The following is a 17,415-nucleotide window of genomic DNA, read 5'->3' as shown; positions in this document are numbered from 1 at the left end:
GGCGGGAGACTGCGGGGCTAGAAGCCGAGGCGGCCGAGCTGCTTCGGGTCGCGCTGCCATTCCTTGGCGACCTTGACCCGCAGCGACAGGAACACGCGCTTGCCGATCAGGGGCTCGATCTGCTTGCGGGCGCGCATCCCGACGTCTTTCAGCCGGCTGCCCGACTTGCCGATGATGATGCCCTTCTGGCTGTCGCGCTCCACGAACAGGTTGGCGTAGATCTCCACCAGCTCCTGGTCGTCCCGCTCGATGATGTCGTCGATGGTGACGGCGATCGAGTGCGGCAGCTCGTCGGTGACGCCCTCGAGCGCCGCCTCCCGGATGTACTCGGAGATCCGGGATTCCAGGCTCTCGTCGGTGACCGCATCCGCCGGGTAGAGCGGCGCGTCGCTGAGCGGCAGCAGGCGCAGGAGCTCGGTGCTGAGCACGTCGAGCTGGATGCGGCTGGTCGCCGAGATGGGCACAATCGCCTCCCACTCGCGCAGCTGGGAGACCGCGAGGAGCTGGTTGGCGACGCTGGTCTTGGAGGACATGTCGATCTTGGTGACGATGGCCACCTTCTTGGCGCGCGGGAAGTTGTCCAGCTGCTCGTTGATGAACTTGTCGCCAGGGCCGATCGGTTCGTTGGCCGGGATACACAGGCCCACGACGTCGACACCGCTCAATGTGGATTGCACGAGGCTGTTCAGCCGTTCACCCAGCAGGGTGCGCGGCCGGTGAATGCCGGGGGTGTCGACCAGGATCAGCTGGCCGTTCTTCTGGTGCACGATGCCGCGGATGGCGCGACGGGTGGTCTGCGGCTTCGACGACGTGATCGCGACCTTCTCCCCCACCAGGGCGTTCGTCAGCGTGGACTTGCCCACGTTCGGGCGCCCGACGAACGAGACGAACCCCGCGCGGAAATCAGGTTCTCTTGTCATGGCCGTGTGCTCCTTCTGTGTCCGGCATTCCCAGGAATGCGGACTGTGCGTCTCTCAACGCCTCGTCTGGTTCAACCAGCACTGTGCTGATTCGTTTTCGTCGACCCTCTGTGCGTTCTGCGGTGAGGATCAGCCCGCTGGTCCTGGCTTCCGACCCGGCGACCGGCAACCTGCCGAGCACCTTGGCCAGCAGTCCGCCGACGGAGTCGACGTCGTCGTCGTCGAGGTCGAGGTCGAAGAGCTCGCCGAGTTCGTCGACGGGCAGGCGGGCGCTCACCCGGAACCGGCCGGAGCCGAGGTCTTCGATCTCGACAACGTCGCGGTCGTACTCATCGGAGATGTCCCCGACGAGCTCCTCGATCAGGTCCTCGAGCGTGACCAGCCCGGCGATACCGCCGTACTCGTCGACGACCATGGCCAGGTGATTGGATTCGAGCTGCATCTGGCGCAGCAGGGCGTCGGCCTTCTTGGACTCTGGCACGAACTGGGCCGGCTTGGCCAGCTCCCGCACGCGTAGGGTCTCGAGGTTGCGGGGCCGTTCGTAGACCAGCCTGGCCACGTCGCGCAGGTAGAGCACGCCCAGCACGTCGTCGACCTCGCCGTCTACGACGGGAACGCGGGAGTAGCCCTTGCTGAGGAACAGGCCCATCGCCGCGCCGACGCTGGCGTCGGCTTCGATGGTGACCATGTCGGTGCGCGGGATCATCACCTCGCGCACCACCGTCTCGCTGAACTCGAAGATGGAGTGGATCAGCTCACGGTCGTCTTCCTCGATCACGTCGAGTTCCGTCGCCTCGTCGACCATGCTGAGCAGCTGGTCTTCGGAGGTGAACGTGGCCAGCCGGCTGCGCCCGGGCGTCACCCGGTTGCCCAGGGCGACGAGGGCGTTCGCGACCGGGCCCAGCAGAACACGGAGGAAGTGCACGAGCAGCGCAGTGAGCACGACCAGGGTCTTCGGATGCGCCCGCCCGACGCTGCGGGGGCTGGCCCCGACGAGCACGAAGGACACGGCGGTCATCAGCAGGGCCGAGAGCAGCAGGGCCAGCCAGATCGCTTCGATCGTGGTGGCGAATACCAGGGTGACGAGCACCGCAGCAGTGGTCTCCGCGATGATCCGCACGAAGTTGATGGCGTTCAGGTGCGCGCCGGTGTCGGCGGCGATGGCCCGGAGGGAGCGTTTCGCCCTGGCCGTGACGGCGAGTTCATTGATGTCGGCCCTGGACTGGGCCGTGATTGCGGAATCGACGGCGGCCATCAGCCCGCCGAAGGCGACGAGCAGGATGGCGGCCGTGAGGAACCACCCGACGATCATGTGTCGCGGCGTCGTTCCTGCATGGCGAAGCCGATCAGGATGTCGCGCTGGATGCCGAACATCTCCTTCTCTTCTTCGGGCTCGGCGTGGTCGAAGCCGAGGAGGTGCAGCACGCCGTGGGTGGTGAGCAGCAGCAGTTCGTCGAGGGTGCTGTGGCCGGCGGTCTCGGCTTGGCCCTGAGCCACCTGCGGGCACAGCACGATGTCGCCGAGCAGGCCCGCCGGGGTCTGGGCGTCTTCGGTGCCGGGGCGCAGCTCATCCATCGGGAAGCTGAGCACGTCGGTGGGGCCCGGTTCGTCCATCCACTGCACGTGCAGCTGTTCCATCGCACCCTCGTCGACGAGCACGATGGCCAGTTCGGCATCGGCGTGCACGTGCATGGCGTCGAGTGCGAAGGCGGCCAACCTGAGGATGGCCGCTTCGTCGACCGGGATGGCCGACTCGTTGTTGATTTCGATGCTCAACTGGATCTCCGTTTCGGGGTGCGATCGCGCGGGTTCCCCTGGTGCGGAGCGCGGGCGGCGAAGTCGCGGGCCTGTTCGCTTTCGTAGCGTTGGGCCTGCTTCTGCGCGTCGTATTCGGTGTACGCATCGACGATGCGGCCGACAAGGCTGTGGCGGACGACGTCGGCGCTGGTCAGCCGGACGAACTCGATGTCGTCGATGCCGTCGAGGACTTTGGTGACCAGGCGGAGGCCGCTGGCGCCGGCGGGCAGGTCGACCTGGGTGATGTCGCCGGTGACGACCATCTGCGAACCGAAACCGAGCCGGGTCAGGAACATCTTCATCTGTTCCGGCGTGGTGTTCTGCGCTTCGTCGAGCACGATGAACGCCGAGTTGAGGGTGCGGCCGCGCATGTACGCCAGCGGAGCCACCTCGATGGTGCCGGCCGCGAGCAGCTTGGGCACCAGCTCCGGGTCCATCATCTCGAACAGGGCGTCGTAGAGCGGGCGCAGGTACGGGTCGATCTTGTCGGTGAGGGAGCCGGGCAGGAAGCCGAGCCGTTCACCGGCCTCGACGGCCGGCCGGGTCAGGATGATCCGGTCGACCTCCTTGCGCTGCAGCGCCTGCACAGCCTTGGCCATGGCGAGGTAGGTCTTGCCGGTACCGGCCGGGCCGATGCCGAAGACGATGGCGTTCTCGTCGATCGCGTTGACGTAGTTGCTCTGGCCGAGGGTCTTGGGCCGCACCGTGACACCACGTGAGGTGAGGATTGCCTGGCCGAGAACCGTGGACGGGCTGGACGAGCTGTCGGCGTCGAGCATCCGGGCGGAGGTGCTCACCTCGGCCTCACCGAGGTCGGCGCCGGTGCGCAGCAGCAGCTCGAGCTCCTCGATCAGCCGCACCACGGCATCCACCCCGCCGGCGGGGCCGGTGAGGGTGACCTCGTTGCCGCGCACGTGCAAGGTCACGGCCGGGTATTCCTTCTCGATGGTGCTGAGGAAGCGGTCCTGCGGGCCGAGCAGCCGGACCATGGCCACTCCGTCGATGAGGACCTTGCGCACCACCGGGAGCGCACCGCCGTCGGGCACCTGCGGGTCAGGCGCCTGCGAGTCAGCCGGTAGCAAGCGTGCCCTCCTCAAGGCCGCCGCCGAGCACGTGGGCGTGCACGTGGAAGACGGTCTGGCCGGCCGATGCGCCGGTGTTGAAGACGAGGCGGTATTCGCCGGCGCAGTGCTCATCGGCGACGCGCCCGGCCACGGCGACCAGTTCGGCCAGGAGGGCGGGGTCGCCGGCGGCGAGTTCGCCGACGTTCCGGTAGCGCTGCGTTTTCGTGGTGACCACGACATGTACGGGCGCCTGCGGGTTGATGTCGTTGAAGGCGATGACATGATCGGTTTCCGCCACGATGGTCGCCGGAATTTCGCGCGCGACGATGCGGCTGAAAATGGTGGGTTCTGCAGCGGGGGAAGCCATAGCTCTATCTTAAGCGTTACTACCAGCGGCCGAGGGCTGCGTTCAAAATGGCCACGGCGGCAGGTCCCGCCGTCGAGGTGCGGAGGACCGTGTCCCCCAGGCGCACCCGGCTGGCTCCGGCCTGCTCGAGGATGTCCAGCTCGGAGGGGGCGATGCCGCCTTCCGGGCCGACGACGAGCACGATGTCCCGGTCGTCGGCGGGAGAGGCGATCGTGGTGAGCCGGGCGGATGCGGTCGGCTCCAGCAGCAGCATCCGGGTGCTGCCGGCCAGCACCGCCAGCTGTTTGGTGCTGGTCAGCGCGGAGACCTCCGGCAGCCACGGCCGGATCGACTGCTTGCTGGCCTCGCGGACGATCGCGGCCCAGCGGGCCTGGCCCTTGGCGACTTTCACGCCTTCCCAGCGGGCCACCGAGCGGCTCGCCGCCCACGGCACCACGCCGTCGATGCCGAGTTCGGTCGCGGCTTGCACGGCGAGTTCGTCGCGGTCCCCCTTGGCCAGCGCCTGCACCAGGACGATGCGCGGCGCGGCCGGCGGGGTACGCCGCACCGAGTCGACCCGCACCGTCAGCTCGGCCGGAGCCGCGCTGAGCACGGTCACGCCGAGCATCAGGCCGGCACCGTTGCCGAGCAGCAGGGTCTCGCCCTGGCGCACCCGGCTGACGGTGACGGCGTGCTTGGCCTCGGCACCGGTGACGCTCACGGTGGCCCCGACCGCCGGGTCGACCTCAGAGGCCCCGAGCGTCTCCGACAGGAAGAAGTGCGCCATCGGTTACGCCGGTCAGCCCAGGAACCGGTCGCGAAGCTTCGCGAACAGGCCCTGCTGGAAGTGACTCAGCGCGGGGGCGGGGACCTTGTGCCTGGCCGCGAACGCCTCGATGAGTTCGCGTTCCTTGTGGTCGAGCTTGGTCGGAGTCAGCACCTGCACGCCGACGCGGAGGTCGCCGCGGCCGTTGCCGCGCAGGCGCGTGACGCCGCGGTCCTTGATGGTGAGTATCTCGCCGGCCTGCACGCCGGGGCGCAGTTCCACTTCGATGTCACCGTCGAGGGCCTTGACCGTGGCCGTGGTGCCGAGGATGGCGTCGGTCATCGGCACCGTGAGGGTGCAGAGCAGGTCGTCGCCGTCGCGGCTGAAAACGTCGTGGTGGCGCACCTTCATCTCGAGGTACAGGTCGCCGTTGGGTCCGGCGGCCGGGCCGGCCTCACCGCTGCCGGGCATCTGCAGACGCAGGCCCGTGTCGACGCCGGCGGGGATGTCCACCGGAACGGTGCGGCGGGCGCGCACCCGGCCCTGGCCCTGGCAGGTGACGCAGGGGGTGGCGATGATGGTGCCGTAGCCGCGGCAGGAGCCGCACGGGCTGGAGGTCATGACGTTCCCGAGCAGCGAGCGCACGGCGCGCTGGATGCTGCCGGTGCCGTGGCAGATGTCGCAGGTGACGGGGCTGGTGCCGGGCTGGCAGCAGGTGCCGGAACAGGTGGCGCAGACGACCGCGGTGTCCACCTCGATGTCGCGGTGGGTGCCGAAGATGACCTCGTCGAGGTCGAGCTCCACCCGGATCAGGGCGTCCTGGCCGCGTTCGCGCCGGGACCGGGGTCCCCGCATCCCGCCGCCCCCGCCGCCACCGAAGAAGGTCTCGAAGATGTCGCCGAAGTTGCCGGCGTCGAACCCGCCGCCCTGGCTGGATCCCGAACCGCCGCGGTCGTAGTTCTGGCGCTGCTTGGGGTCGGAGAGCACGTCGTAGGCGTGCGTGACGGTCTTGAACCGCTCGGATGCCTCTGCACCGGGGTTGACGTCGGGGTGCAGCTGGCGGGCCAGCTTGCGGTACGCCTTCTTGATCTCGTCGGTGGAGGCGTCGCGGGCGACACCGAGTGCTTCGTAATGGTCAGCCAAAAGTGGCTCTCCTTGGGTTCTGGGGTGAAATGTCGTCGTCGGGATACGTGGTGGGGCCGGCTAGTTCTCGCCGAGCAGGCGGGAGAGGTAGCGGGCGACGGCGCGCACGGCCGCCATGTTGTTGGAGTAGTCCATCCGGGTGGGGCCGAGCACGCCGAGGCGGGCGGCGTCACCGCGGGAGGTGTAGCCGCTGGTGAGGACGGACGTCTCGCCCAGGCCGAACGGCGCGTTCTCGCGGCCGATGCTCACCGAGACGCCGTGCTGGTCCGTGGCCATTTCGCCGAACAGGCGCAACAGCACTACCTGCTCTTCGATGGCCTCGAGGACGGGGTAGATGCTGCCGGTGAAGTCTTCTTCGGTGCGCACCAGGTTCGCGGCGCCCGCCATCACCAGGCGGTCCTGCCGGTTGGCGCCGACCTGGTCGTGCAGGGTGCCGGTGATGAGATCGACGAGGTCGGTCTGCTCCGGCGCGCCCAGGCCGGTCGGCCCGTTGAGGGCTGTCGCGGCCTGCGCCATCCCGAGGCCGCCGATCACGGCGTTGAGCCGGGAGCGGAGTTCGGCCAGGGCGGCTTCGTCGATGGGGCGCGGCAGTTCCACGACCCGCTGTTCCACCCGCCCGGAGTCGGTGATCAGGACCGACAGCACCCGGGTGTCGCTGAGCGGGACGAGCTCGATGTGGCGCACCGACGCGCGCGAGAGCGAGGGGTACTGAACGAGGGCAACCTGATGGGTGAGCTGGGACAGCAGCCGGACGCTGCGGGCGAGAACCTCGTCGAGGTCGGCGGACTGGCCGAGGAAGACCTCGATGGCCTGCCGCTGCGCCCCGGTGAGTGGGCGCAGGTCGGCCAGGTGGTCGACGAACAGCCGGTAGCCCTTGTCGGTGGGAATCCGCCCCGACGAGGTGTGCGGCGCGACGATGAGTTCTTCCTCTTCGAGCAGGGCCATGTCGTTGCGGATGGTGGCGGCGGATACGCCGAAGGCGTGCCGGTCGACGATGGACTTGGACCCCACGGGTTCCCGGGACGCCACGTAGTCCTGCACGATGACGCGGAGGACTTCGAGGCTGCGATCAGACACCATTTATTCGATCGCCTCCCTCTTCCGGTGTGCCGCCGGCGGCTGGCACTCTCGTCGTTTGACTGCCAATCATATCGCGGGTGCCTGGCATACCCGTTGCTCCCGGTGGAATTGCCGCAGTACCGTGGGGGCACACGCATCATCATCGTTCGTCGAAGGGCATCGTCATGAGCAATCCCTATGGACCGGCAGGGTCGGCCGGGTCGGGCACCGGCGCGCCGCTGACACCGGAGCAGGACCGACTGTGGGCCTCCCTGGCGCACCTGGGCGGCATCCTCTCGTTTCTGCCGTCCCTGATCATCTGGCTGGTGCTGCGCACCCGCGGCCGGTTCACCGACACCGAGGCGAAGGAAGCCCTCAACTTTCAGATCACGCTGTTGATCGGCTACGTGATCATCAACGTTGTCAGCACCATCCTGGCGCTGGTCACCTTCGGCCTGCTGGGCGGCCTCGGCTCGCTCAGCTGGGTGCTGTGGTTGATCGGATCGATCTTCTCGGTGCTCGGCTTCGTCAGCGCTCGAGCCGGCCAGCCCTACCGCTACCCGTTCTCTCTTCGCCTGATCAGCTAGTTTGCAGGTGTCGTGCGGCACCAGCGGCGCTACTCTGGTGTCAGCGGCACCCGCACCATCCCGCTCCCCTACGAGTGTCCACGAAGGAGATCCAATGTCTGAGGCAACCCCTCCCCCCGCCAGCCCGTATCAGGCCCCGAGTCAGCTGAGTCCGGCCGACGAGAAGTTGTGGGCCACCCTGATCCACATCGGCGGAATCCTCTTCGGTTTCCTGCCCGCGCTGATCGGTTACATCGTGCTCAAGGACCGCGGCCCGTTCATCCGCGCGCACACCGCGACCGCCCTGAACTTCCAGATCACCCTGGCGATCGCCTATATCGTCGGGTCGATCCTGACGGTGATCCTCGTCGGCATCTTCATCCTCGCCGCCGCCTGGATCCTCAGCATCGTGTTCAGCATCATGGCAGCGATCGCCGCGAACAAGGGCGAGTGGTACACCTACCCGCTGACGATCAAGTTCGTCAGCTAGCCGCCTCGACCCCGCGAACCGTGAGGTGAGCACCCAAAACGCGCGCGTTTTGGGGCTTGTCTCACGGTTCGCGGGGCTTGTTAATCGGTGAGGAGGCGGCGCACCACGGCGTCGGCGAGGAGCCGGCCGGTGAGGGTGAGTTCGATGGTTCCGCCGATGGCGGCGCGCCCGTCGATCAGCCCGTCGTTGATCAGGCCGGCAACCTCGCGGCGGCCGAGCGGCGACAGCGTGGCCACGGGGATGCCCTCGCGGATGCGGGTGAGCAGCAGCACGCGCTCGGTCTCCCGGGTGGCGTCGTCCAGGGTTTCCCGGCCCGCGGCCGGCGAGTGGCCGGCGAGGACCCGGTCGGCATACGCTGCCGGGTGCTTGACGTTCCACCAGCGCACCCCGCCGACGTGGCTGTGGGCGCCGGGGCCGACGCCCCACCAGTCCGCGCTCCGCCAGTAGGACAGGTTGTGCCGTGACCGGTGCGCGTCATCCGTCGCCCAGTTGCTGACCTCGTACCAGCCGTAGCCGGCGGCGCCGAGCATGGCGTCGGCCAGTTCGTAGAAGTCGGCCTGCAGGTCTTCGTCCGGCTGCACGAGCTCGCCGCGACGGATCTGCCTGGCCAGCTTGGTGCCGTCCTCGACGATGAGCGAGTACGCGCTGATGTGGTCCGGCTTCTGCGCGATGGCGTGCTCGAGGCTGGCCCGCCAGTCCTCGATGGTCTCCCCCGGCGTTCCGTAGATGAGGTCGAGGCTCACGTCCAGGCCGGCCTCACGCGCCCAGGCCACCACGAGCGGAACGCGCTCGGGGTCGTGGGTGCGCTCCAGGGTCGCGAGAACGCGGGGAACGGCGGACTGCATGCCGAAGGACACCCGGGTGAACCCGGCCTGGGCGAGCTGGCGCAGGTAGGCCAGGTCGACGGAGTCGGGGTTGGCCTCGGTGGTGACCTCTGCGCCGGGCACGATGCCGAAGGTGTCGCGCACGGCGTGCAGCATCCGAACCAGGTGGTCGGCCGGCAGCAGGGTGGGCGTGCCGCCGCCGAAGAAGACCGTGGCGGCGGGCCGGGCGGGCACGCCGGAGGCGCTGAGGACCCGTGCGGCGGCTTCTACCTCGAGGATCGCCTGGCTGGCGTAGTCGCTCTGTTTCACGCCGCGGAGCTCGGTGGCGGTGTAGGTGTTGAAGTCGCAATAGCCGCAGCGCACCTTGCAGAACGGTACGTGCAGGTAGACCCCGAAGTCCCGGGTATCGGCGCCGGTCGCCGCGGATGCGGGAATCAGCCCGTCCAGCGGGGCGGGATCGCCGACCGGGTGCGGTCCGGCCATCAGCCCATTCCGACGGGGTGCAGGGCGAGCAGGTAACGCTTGGTGTAGCGCTCCTGCTGGAAGCGCAAGAACGGCCAGGCCAACCGGTAGTACCAGGTGCTGGGGCGGGAGAAGGAGCGGACGGTGAGCCAGACCGAGTCGTCGGCGCGGCGGTCCACGATGAAGCACTCCTCACCGTTCTGCGGGTGCCCGCGCATGGTGCCGTAGGCGAAGCCGATCTTGTCGACCTCGTCGATGACGTACACGACGCGGACCGGCGCGGCGACGGTGAACGGGCCGTTCGGGATCTTCAGCACTGCGGTCATGCCGTTGCTGATGAACGGGGTGCCGTCATCGGCGAAGGTGGCCTCGTTCACCGGGTGTTCCTGGTTGGGCGCCGGGGTGCCCTCCTCGGTGAAGACGATGCCGGTGTACTGCACGCCGGTGCCGGCGTCGAGGTCGGTGACCTCGATGCCGGCACCACGCTGGATGCCCCAGGTCATCAGCGACGTCGTCGCCACCCGGAAGCGCTCCTCGCCGCTGCCGAGGCGAACGGTGCGCTCCAGCGGGCGGTGGCCCTTGGGCGGGTAGCGCATCAGGTCGGGCGCGAGCGTGCCGCCGATGGCGGCGTAGGTGACGGCGGCGTCGGTGAAGGTTGAGCGGCGCATCCGGCTACTTCTTTTCCTTCTTGGCCGGCTCGTCGCCGGACAGCGCCGCGATGAACGCCTCCTGCGGAACCTCGACCCGGCCGACCATCTTCATGCGCTTCTTGCCTTCCTTCTGCTTTTCGAGCAGCTTGCGCTTGCGGGAGATGTCACCGCCGTAGCACTTGGCGAGCACGTCCTTGCGGATGGCGCTGATCGACTCGCGGGCGATGATGCGGGCGCCGATGGCGGCCTGGATGGGCACGTCGAACTGCTGGCGCGGGATGAGCTTGCGGAGCCTGCCGGTCATCAGCACGCCGTAGTCGTAGGCCTTGTCGCGGTGCACGATGGCGCTGAACGCGTCCACCTGTTCACCCTGCAGCAGGATGTCGACCTTGACCAGGTCGGCCTCCTGCGAGCCGATGGGCTCGTAGTCGAGCGACGCGTAGCCGGCGGTCTTGCTCTTGAGCTGGTCGAAGAAGTCGAAGACGATCTCGCCGAGCGGCATGGTGTAGCGGATCTCGACCCGGTCCTCACCGAGGTACTCCATGCCGAGGAGGGTGCCGCGGCGGCCCTGGCAGAGTTCCATGATCACGCCGACGTAGTCCTTGGGCGCGAGGATCGCGGCCTTGACGATGGGTTCCTCGACAACGGCGATCTTGCCGTTGGGGAACTCGCTCGGGTTGGTCACCGTGACGGTCTTCTTGTCGTCGGTGGTGACCTCGTAGATCACGCTGGGCGCGGTGGTGATGAGGTCGAGGTTGAACTCGCGGTCGATGCGCTCGGTGATGATCTCGAGGTGCAGCAGGCCGAGGAAGCCGCAGCGGAAGCCGAAGCCGAGCGCGACGGAGGTCTCCGGTTCGTAGACCAGCGACGCGTCGGAGAGCTTGAGCTTGTCCAGCGCCTCGCGGAGGGCCGGGTAATCGCTGCCGTCGATCGGGTACAGGCCGGAGAACACCATGGGCTTCGGTTCGGTGTAGCCGGGCAGCGCCACGGTGGCGGGCTTCATGGCGGTGGTGACGGTGTCGCCGACCTTGGACTGGCGCACGTCCTTCACGCCGGTGATGAGGTAGCCCACCTCGCCGACGCCCAGGCCCTTGCTGGGGGTGGGTTCGGGGCTGGTGACGCCGATCTCGAGGATGTCGTGGGTGGCGCGGGTCGACATCATCTGGATCTTCTCGCGCGGGCTGAGCTGCCCGTCGATCATCCGCACGTAGGTGACGACGCCGCGGTAGCTGTCGTAGACCGAGTCGAAGATCATGGCGCGGGCGGGCGCATCCGGGTCGCCGACCGGGGCGGGAATGAGGCTGGTGGCGCGGTCGAGCAGCTCGGACACGCCGACGCCGGTCTTGCCGGAGACGCGGAGCACGTCGTCGGGGCTGCCGCCGATGAGGCTCGCGAGCTCCTTGGCGTACTTGTCCGGGTCGGCGGCAGGCAGGTCGATCTTGTTCAGCACCGGGATGATGGTGAGGTCGTTCTCCAGCGCCAGGTACAGGTTCGCCAGCGTCTGGGCTTCGATGCCCTGGGCAGCGTCGACGAGCAGGATGGCGCCCTCGCAGGCGGCCAGGCTGCGGGAGACCTCGTAGGTGAAGTCGACGTGGCCGGGGGTGTCGATCATGTTCAGCGCGTAGGTCTGGCCGTCCATCTCCCACGGCATCCGCACGGCCTGGCTCTTGATGGTGATGCCGCGTTCGCGTTCGATGTCCATCCGGTCCAGGTACTGGGCGCGCATGGACCGATCGTCGACGACGCCGGTGATCTGCAGCATCCGGTCGGCCAGCGTGGACTTGCCGTGGTCGATGTGCGCGATGATGCAGAAATTACGGATGAACGCGGGGGCGGTGGCGGCCGGTTCCAGCGCCTTGAGAGCTCTCGGTGACATGATGGGCCCAATTCTCCCATGCCCCGCCCTGCCGGTGTGACCTGTCGGGGTGACGGGCCGATCATCCATTCGACGGATGCCGCCCCCAGCGGTCCTGATTAGGCTGGGCGCACCATGTCCAGCCTTGCCCTGTCCGCCACCCCCGTCCGCCGGGATCCCACCCCGCCCGCCAGCATCGGCGAGGGCCTGCCGCACTCCGCCCTCACCCCCGTGTTCTCCGGGCTGCGCATCGGATTACACCTGCTGATCATCGGCCTCACCGGGCTGGTCATCGTGCGCACCCTGCTCGGCGCGGTGCCGAACCCGTTCGCCGTGATCGGCCTGGCGCTGGTGTTCCTCGCCAGCTATGTCGGCGGCAGCGAGCTCGCCCGCCGGCGGCCGTGGCGCTGGGTCGTGCCGGTCTGGATGGCCGTGCTGCTCATCGAATGGCTGGCGCTGACCCTGCTGGCGCAGGACGCCGCATTCATCGTCTTCCCCCTGTTCTTCCTGCAGCTGCACGTGCTGCCGCTGCGGGCGGGCATCCCGCTGGTGCTGCTCAGCGTGCTGCTGACCATTTGGTCGATGAGCCTGCACGTCGGCCTCGGCCTGGGCGCCACCCTGGGTCCGATCGTGGGCGCCGCCGTCGCCGTGGCCGTCGGGCTGGGCTACCGGGCGCTGCTGCGAGAGGCCGCGGAGCGCCAGAGCCTCATCCAGGACCTGCTCGCCACCCGCGCCGAGCTCGCCGCCACCGCCAGGGACGCCGGCACCGTCGCTGAACGGGAGCGCCTGGCCCGGGAGATCCACGACACCATCGCGCAGGGCCTGTCCAGCATCCAGCTGCTGCTGCACGCAGCCGAGCGCACCGTCACCGACCCGTCCGCGCTCGAGCACCTGCGCCTGGCCAGGGACACGGCGGCGGCCAACCTGCAGGAGACCCGGCGGTTCATCCGCGAGCTCACCCCGCCGGCGCTGGAGACGCAGACCCTGCCCGGTGCCCTCGCCCGGCTCGCCGCGTCGGTGGAGCGCACCATTGCCGGCAGCGGCCCGGCCACCACGGTCACCCTGCACGTCACCGGGGACGCGATCACCCTGCCGATGCCGCTGGAGACCACGCTGCTGCGGATCGCCCAGGGCTCCCTCGCCAACGTCGCCCAGCACGCCGGCGCCACCCGGGCCGAGGTGACCCTGAGCTACATGACCGACGAGGTGGCCCTGGACATCGTCGACGACGGCCGCGGGTTCACCGTCACCGAGCCGGGCTCCCGGAGCGCCGACTCCTTCGGCCTGGTGGCGATCCGGCAGCGGGTGGAGCAGCTCGGCGGCAGCTTCGTGCTCGAATCCGCGCCCGGGCAGGGCACCGCGGTCGCCGTCACCTTCCCGACCGGGCAGGCGCTCCCGACCGGCGAGGCGCTCTCGACCCGCGAGGCGCTTTGGACCGAGGGGCCACCGGCATGATCCGGGTGCTGCTCGCCGACGACCACCCGGTGGTGCGGGCGGGCCTGCGCGCGCTGCTCGGCGCCGAACCCGACCTCGTCGTGGAACTGGAAGCGGGCACCGCCGAGGAGGCCGTGGCGCTCGCCGCATCCGGCCGGGTGGACGTGGTCTTGATGGACCTGCAGTTCGGCGGCGGCCCGTCCGGGTCCGACCTGCAGGGCGCCGAAGCCACCCGCCGGGTGCGCGCGGTCGCGGGAGCCCCGCATGTGCTCATCCTCACCAACTACGACACGGATGCCGACATCCTCGGCGCCATCGAGGCCGGGGCCAGCGGCTACCTGCTGAAGGACGCCCCGCCCGCCGAACTGATCGAGGCCGTGCGCGCGGCCGCGGCCGGGCAGAGCGCACTGGCGCCGGCCATCGTCACCCGGCTCGCCGACCGTTCCCGGATCCCGGAGGGCCGGCTGTCGCCGCGCGAGGTGGAGGTGCTCGGCCTGGTCGCCGCTGGTCGGTCGAACCGGCAGATCGGCCAGGACCTGTTCCTCAGCGAGGCCACGGTGAAGTCGCACCTGGTGCACATCTTCGGCAAGCTCGGCGTCAGCTCCCGCACCTCTGCCGTCGCCAGCGCCAGGGCCTCCGGCACCATCCGGGGATCCTGACGTGTCCGCCGGCTCCGACCTGCCCGTCGGCTTCACCCGGCCTGGTGCGGTGCCGGCTGCGGGTCCGGTGCCGGCTGCGGTTCCGGTGCTGCTGGTGCACGGTATCCGCACGTCGGCCGGCATGTGGCGCCACCAGCGGGAGTGGCTGGCCAGGGAGGGCCACCCGGTGCTGGCCGTCGACCTGCCCGGCCACGGGGCGCGCCTGGGCGAGGAGTTCACCGTGGCGGGCGCCCTCGATGCCATCGACGCCGGCGTGGCAGCCCTGGGCGGCAGGGTGGTGCTCGTCGGGCTGTCGCTCGGCGGCTACTACGCCATGGCCTACGCCGCCAGGCACCCCGACCGGGTCATCGCCCTCGTCGCGGCGGGGTCGGCGTACGAACCCGGCGGCGCCGGGCTGGCCGGCTACCGCCTGCTCGCCCGGCTGATCCGCCGGCTGCCGGACCGGGGCCTGGCCCTGCACACCTTCCTGGTGCGGCAGATGCTGCCGCCGGCCGGCGTGGCCGACGTTATGGCCGGGGGTGTGGCCTTGGATGTGATGGACGCCGGGTTGCGCTCGACGGGCACTCTCACTCCCCTGGCGGACCTTCGCGCGTTCCCCGGCCCGGTCTGGCTGGTCAATGGGGCCTGGGACCACTTCCGGTTGCACCAGAACCGCTTCCTGGCCGCGGCCGCCCACGGTACTCTGGTCACGGTTCCCGGAGCCGGGCACCTCGTGAGCCTGCACCGGCCGCACGCCTTCGACACCGTCCTCAGGCGCATTCTCACCGAGGTTTCGGCGCAGCCTGGCGGCGATCGCCCCGATTCGGTCAGCCATCCGCCCCGATAGCTGGTATCGTTGCCTGTTGGCTTGCGTGTTGGGTCCCACCCCACACGATTATCGCCGCACGGTGCCCTCTATCACCGGGCGGCCCATCCGAACAAGAACCTAACGAAAGCGTATAAAACGTGGCAAATATCAAGTCGCAGATCAAGCGGATCCTCACGAACAAGAAGTCGCAGGAGCGCAACAAGGCCGTCAAGAGCGAGTTCAAGACCGCCATCCGGTCGACCCGCCTCGCCGTCGCCGCTGGTGACAAGGACAAGGCTGTCGCCAGCCTCGCCATTGCTTCCAAGAAGCTCGACAAGGCCGTCAGCAAGGGCGTCATCCACCAGAACCAGGCAGCGAACAAGAAGTCCGCTATCGCCAAGTCGGTCAACGCGCTCTAACCTGTCACCGTTCTGGAGCCGATAACGCTCCGGAGCCTGATGCACAGACACACCCCCGCCCCCTGGGCGGGGGTTTTCTGCGTCCCGGCAACGCCCCGCGGGCCTTCCCGATGCACTCAGCCGACGCTATGGTGGCGGCGTGATGAGCGAACACGACGAGCGAGGCACATCCGCCGACCGGGACAACCAGGCCGACCGGGAAGACGAGGTCGACTGGCGCCGGCAGGCCGGATTCCTCGGCGCGGCCTTCGCGATCGCGGCCGCCGTCATTGCCGCCGGCCTGCGGTTCGCGCCGCAGGTGTCGGCGTATTCCGGCCTCAGCCCGTGGGTGATCTCCGGCCTCCTCGGCTTCGTCCTGGTGCTGGCCGGGGCGTGCGTGCTGTTCTCCGCGTCGCTGCCGTCCTCGCCGGCTCCGCGGCCTCACGCGCAGACCCCGACCCCGCAGCCTCCGGCAGCCCCCCAGGCGTTCCCCGACGGCTCGTTCCCCGAGGGCTCCTTCCCCGGCGGCTCCTCACCGGACGGCTCTGTGCCGTACCGTCCCGCACCCGGAGCCCAGGCATCCGCCGGCCCCGCGTCGGGTGTCCCGGCAGCCGGCGCCGGCAGCGTGGCGGGCCGACCTCCCGGCAGCGGCGTCGAGACATCCCCTGGACGAGCCCGGACCATGCTGGGCGCCCTGCTCGGCACCGTCGGCCTGGCGCTCGCGGCCATCGCCGTCGCCCTCGCCGCTCTCCTACCGGCGCCGACGGAGTCGATCATGGTGCAGTTCACCGATCTTGTCGGTCGGGTGCAACTGGAATACTGTCCGGACCTGCCCGGGTCGTTCCCCGGGACGGCCTCGCACGCCGACCTGGTCGGGTCGGACACCATCCTCCCGGTCAAGGTCAGTGCGGAGACCTGCGGAAACCCCGACTACACCGACGGTGTCTGGATCTACCTCAACCGCGCGTCGATCACCATCTCCGACCGGCCCTGAGCAGGCGCAAGCGCTGGGCGGACTATTCGCCGCGCTTGGCAATGACGGTCACGAGTCGTTCGAGCGCGAAGACCGGGTCCCGGCCGGCACCCTTCACGGCGGCATCCGTCTCGGCCAGCATCACAATGCACCGCGAGAGTCCCTCGTCGGTCCAGCCGCGCAGGTCGCGTTGGGCGCGTTCGACCTGCCAGGGAGCGAGACTGAACGTCGCGGCCAGCTGGGCCGACCCGCCGCGCACCCCGAAGAGCTTGGCCATCGTGCGGATCTTGCTCGCGAACGCGGCCACGATGGGAACAGGGTCCGCCCCGGACGCCAGCGCGTGCCGGAGGGTGACCAGGGACTCGCCGAGCCGGCCGGCGATCGCGGAATCCGCGACCTTGAAGGCGTTGGTCTCCACCCGTCCGCCGTAGTAGCGGTCAACGGTGGTCTCGGTGACCTCGGCACCGGTGTCGGCGATGAGTTGCTGGCACGCGGCGGAGAGTTCGGCGAGGTCGTCGGAGAACGCCGCCACGAGGGACCTGAGGGCGCTCGGTGTGACCCGCTTGCCCGCGGTGCGGAATTCGGCCGTCGCGAACTCATGCTTCTCGGCGTCCTTCTTCAGCTCCGCGCACACCACCTCGACGGCCCCGCCGACACCGCTGCGGATGGTGTCCAGGAGCTTCTTGCCGCGCACTCCCCCGCCGTGCCGCAGCACCACGTAGGTGTCCTCGGCCGGGTTCTGCAGGTAGTCGATGGCCTCGGTCAGGAAGGTGTCGCTGCACTTCTCGACCGAGCTGACCCGGATCAGCCGCGGCTCGCCGAACAGGGACGGGCTGGCCAGGGTGAGCAGCTCTCCGGGGGCGTAACTGTCGGCTTGGATGTCGCTGACCTCGAGGCTGGGGTCTTCCAGCTTGAGAAAGTCGCGGAGAGTGCGGATGGCCCGGTCGGCGAGGAAGTCCTCGGTGCCGGAGACCAGAACCACGGGGGCGGGTCGCACCTGGTGCCAGGCCAGCTGGGGAATCTTCGCTGCCGACGCCTTCGCGGCCGGTTTGCCGGCTCGTCCCGATGCGGTTGTTCGTGCGGCCACGCGGCTCCCTTCGCTACAGAACCAGCCTAACCGGCACCCACGACGTTCCCCGCCCAGCCGCCCGGCCTCGCTCGCTCGCTGCACCCCACTCGCTGCACCCCGTATGGCTCACGGCGCCCGCTATAGCGGGCGCAG

At 69.3% G+C, this 17,415-nt stretch carries 19 protein-coding genes; 7 read left to right on the top strand and 12 right to left on the bottom strand.

Translation table 11 applies throughout. The features are described 5' to 3' along the window. Nucleotides 1-17: 17 nt before the first annotated feature. The 8 genes from era to hrcA form a co-directional block, all read right to left on the bottom strand. A complete protein-coding gene (gene era, locus ACU5E9_RS02160; RefSeq protein WP_456812011.1) occupies nucleotides 18-920 on the bottom strand; it encodes a GTPase Era in 903 nt (300 codons plus the stop codon). Then, entirely contained in the window at nucleotides 904-2,232 is a 1,329-nt protein-coding gene (locus tag ACU5E9_RS02155; RefSeq protein ID WP_456812010.1) for a hemolysin family protein, read from the bottom strand. Before ACU5E9_RS02155 ends, era begins: the two co-directional genes overlap by 17 nt. Next, nucleotides 2,229-2,696, bottom strand: a complete 468-nt coding sequence (gene ybeY, locus ACU5E9_RS02150; RefSeq protein WP_456812009.1) for an rRNA maturation RNase YbeY — start codon at nucleotides 2,694-2,696, stop codon at nucleotides 2,229-2,231. Before ybeY ends, ACU5E9_RS02155 begins: the two co-directional genes overlap by 4 nt. Further along, the gene (locus ACU5E9_RS02145) at nucleotides 2,693-3,706 is read right to left on the bottom strand and encodes a PhoH family protein (RefSeq protein WP_456813483.1); all 1,014 of its coding nucleotides are present in this window, start codon (nucleotides 3,704-3,706) and stop codon (nucleotides 2,693-2,695) included. The genes ybeY and ACU5E9_RS02145 overlap by 4 nt, the downstream gene beginning before the upstream one ends. Nucleotides 3,707-3,785: 79 nt before the next feature. Continuing rightward, nucleotides 3,786-4,148 (bottom strand): histidine triad nucleotide-binding protein, encoded by a 363-nt coding sequence (locus ACU5E9_RS02140; protein ID WP_456812008.1) that lies wholly within the window; start codon nucleotides 4,146-4,148, stop codon nucleotides 3,786-3,788. A 19-nt stretch (nucleotides 4,149-4,167) separates the two neighbouring features. Next, nucleotides 4,168-4,914 (bottom strand): 16S rRNA (uracil(1498)-N(3))-methyltransferase, encoded by a 747-nt coding sequence (locus tag ACU5E9_RS02135; protein ID WP_456812007.1) that lies wholly within the window; start codon nucleotides 4,912-4,914, stop codon nucleotides 4,168-4,170. A 12-nt stretch (nucleotides 4,915-4,926) separates the two neighbouring features. Next, complete coding sequence (dnaJ, locus tag ACU5E9_RS02130) at nucleotides 4,927-6,036, bottom strand: molecular chaperone DnaJ (protein ID WP_456812006.1); 1,110 nt, start codon at nucleotides 6,034-6,036, stop codon at nucleotides 4,927-4,929. 60 nt (nucleotides 6,037-6,096) lie between these two features. Next, the gene (gene hrcA, locus ACU5E9_RS02125; RefSeq protein ID WP_456812005.1) at nucleotides 6,097-7,116 is read right to left on the bottom strand and encodes a heat-inducible transcriptional repressor HrcA; all 1,020 of its coding nucleotides are present in this window, start codon (nucleotides 7,114-7,116) and stop codon (nucleotides 6,097-6,099) included. A gap of 164 nt (nucleotides 7,117-7,280) precedes the next feature. On the opposite strand from hrcA, the gene ACU5E9_RS02120 reads away from it, so the two are divergent. Continuing rightward, a complete protein-coding gene (locus ACU5E9_RS02120) occupies nucleotides 7,281-7,682 on the top strand; it encodes a DUF4870 domain-containing protein (protein WP_456812004.1) in 402 nt (133 codons plus the stop codon). Between the two features lie 94 nt (nucleotides 7,683-7,776). Continuing rightward, complete coding sequence (locus ACU5E9_RS02115) at nucleotides 7,777-8,151, top strand: DUF4870 domain-containing protein (RefSeq protein ID WP_456812003.1); 375 nt, start codon at nucleotides 7,777-7,779, stop codon at nucleotides 8,149-8,151. Between the two features lie 80 nt (nucleotides 8,152-8,231). On the opposite strand, the gene hemW is transcribed toward ACU5E9_RS02115, so the two are convergent. Genes hemW through lepA form a run of 3 tightly spaced genes read right to left on the bottom strand, consistent with a single transcriptional unit; the run spans nucleotide 8,232 to nucleotide 11,963 of the window. After that, the gene (gene hemW / locus ACU5E9_RS02110) at nucleotides 8,232-9,458 is read right to left on the bottom strand and encodes a radical SAM family heme chaperone HemW (protein ID WP_456812002.1); all 1,227 of its coding nucleotides are present in this window, start codon (nucleotides 9,456-9,458) and stop codon (nucleotides 8,232-8,234) included. Beyond that, nucleotides 9,458-10,105: a DUF1990 family protein gene (locus ACU5E9_RS02105; RefSeq protein WP_456812001.1), complete on the bottom strand. Its 648-nt coding sequence runs from the start codon at nucleotides 10,103-10,105 to the stop codon at nucleotides 9,458-9,460. Before ACU5E9_RS02105 ends, hemW begins: the two co-directional genes overlap by 1 nt. Before the next feature lie 4 nt (nucleotides 10,106-10,109). After that, entirely contained in the window at nucleotides 10,110-11,963 is a 1,854-nt protein-coding gene (gene lepA / locus ACU5E9_RS02100; protein ID WP_456812000.1) for a translation elongation factor 4, read from the bottom strand. A gap of 114 nt (nucleotides 11,964-12,077) precedes the next feature. On the opposite strand from lepA, the gene ACU5E9_RS02095 reads away from it, so the two are divergent. The 5 genes from ACU5E9_RS02095 to ACU5E9_RS02075 all read left to right on the top strand — a co-directional run bounded on the left by ACU5E9_RS02095 (nucleotide 12,078) and on the right by ACU5E9_RS02075 (nucleotide 16,214). After that, nucleotides 12,078-13,397, top strand: coding sequence for a sensor histidine kinase (locus ACU5E9_RS02095; RefSeq protein ID WP_456811999.1), 1,320 nt, complete (start codon nucleotides 12,078-12,080; stop codon nucleotides 13,395-13,397). Beyond that, nucleotides 13,394-14,035 carry a response regulator gene (locus tag ACU5E9_RS02090; protein WP_456811998.1) on the top strand — a complete coding sequence of 214 codons (642 nt, stop codon included), beginning with the start codon at nucleotides 13,394-13,396 and terminating at the stop codon, nucleotides 14,033-14,035. Before ACU5E9_RS02095 ends, ACU5E9_RS02090 begins: the two co-directional genes overlap by 4 nt. Before the next feature lies 1 nt (nucleotide 14,036). Continuing rightward, nucleotides 14,037-14,861 carry an alpha/beta fold hydrolase gene (locus tag ACU5E9_RS02085; RefSeq protein WP_456811997.1) on the top strand — a complete coding sequence of 275 codons (825 nt, stop codon included), beginning with the start codon at nucleotides 14,037-14,039 and terminating at the stop codon, nucleotides 14,859-14,861. Between the two features lie 119 nt (nucleotides 14,862-14,980). Next, nucleotides 14,981-15,241, top strand: coding sequence for a 30S ribosomal protein S20 (rpsT, locus tag ACU5E9_RS02080; RefSeq protein WP_456811996.1), 261 nt, complete (start codon nucleotides 14,981-14,983; stop codon nucleotides 15,239-15,241). Between the two features lie 142 nt (nucleotides 15,242-15,383). Then, nucleotides 15,384-16,214 carry a hypothetical protein gene (locus ACU5E9_RS02075; RefSeq protein ID WP_456811995.1) on the top strand — a complete coding sequence of 277 codons (831 nt, stop codon included), beginning with the start codon at nucleotides 15,384-15,386 and terminating at the stop codon, nucleotides 16,212-16,214. Nucleotides 16,215-16,236: 22 nt separating this feature from the next. Here the strand turns inward: ACU5E9_RS02075 and holA are convergent, their stop codons facing one another. Next, the gene (gene holA / locus ACU5E9_RS02070; protein WP_456811994.1) at nucleotides 16,237-17,280 is read right to left on the bottom strand and encodes a DNA polymerase III subunit delta; all 1,044 of its coding nucleotides are present in this window, start codon (nucleotides 17,278-17,280) and stop codon (nucleotides 16,237-16,239) included. Nucleotides 17,281-17,415: the final 135 nt, after the last annotated feature.

The sequence above is a fragment of the Cryobacterium sp. AP23 genome, from assembly GCF_054075385.1.
Note: the sequence above shows the minus strand (reverse complement) of the source record. Positions and strands in the feature narration are given on the sequence as shown.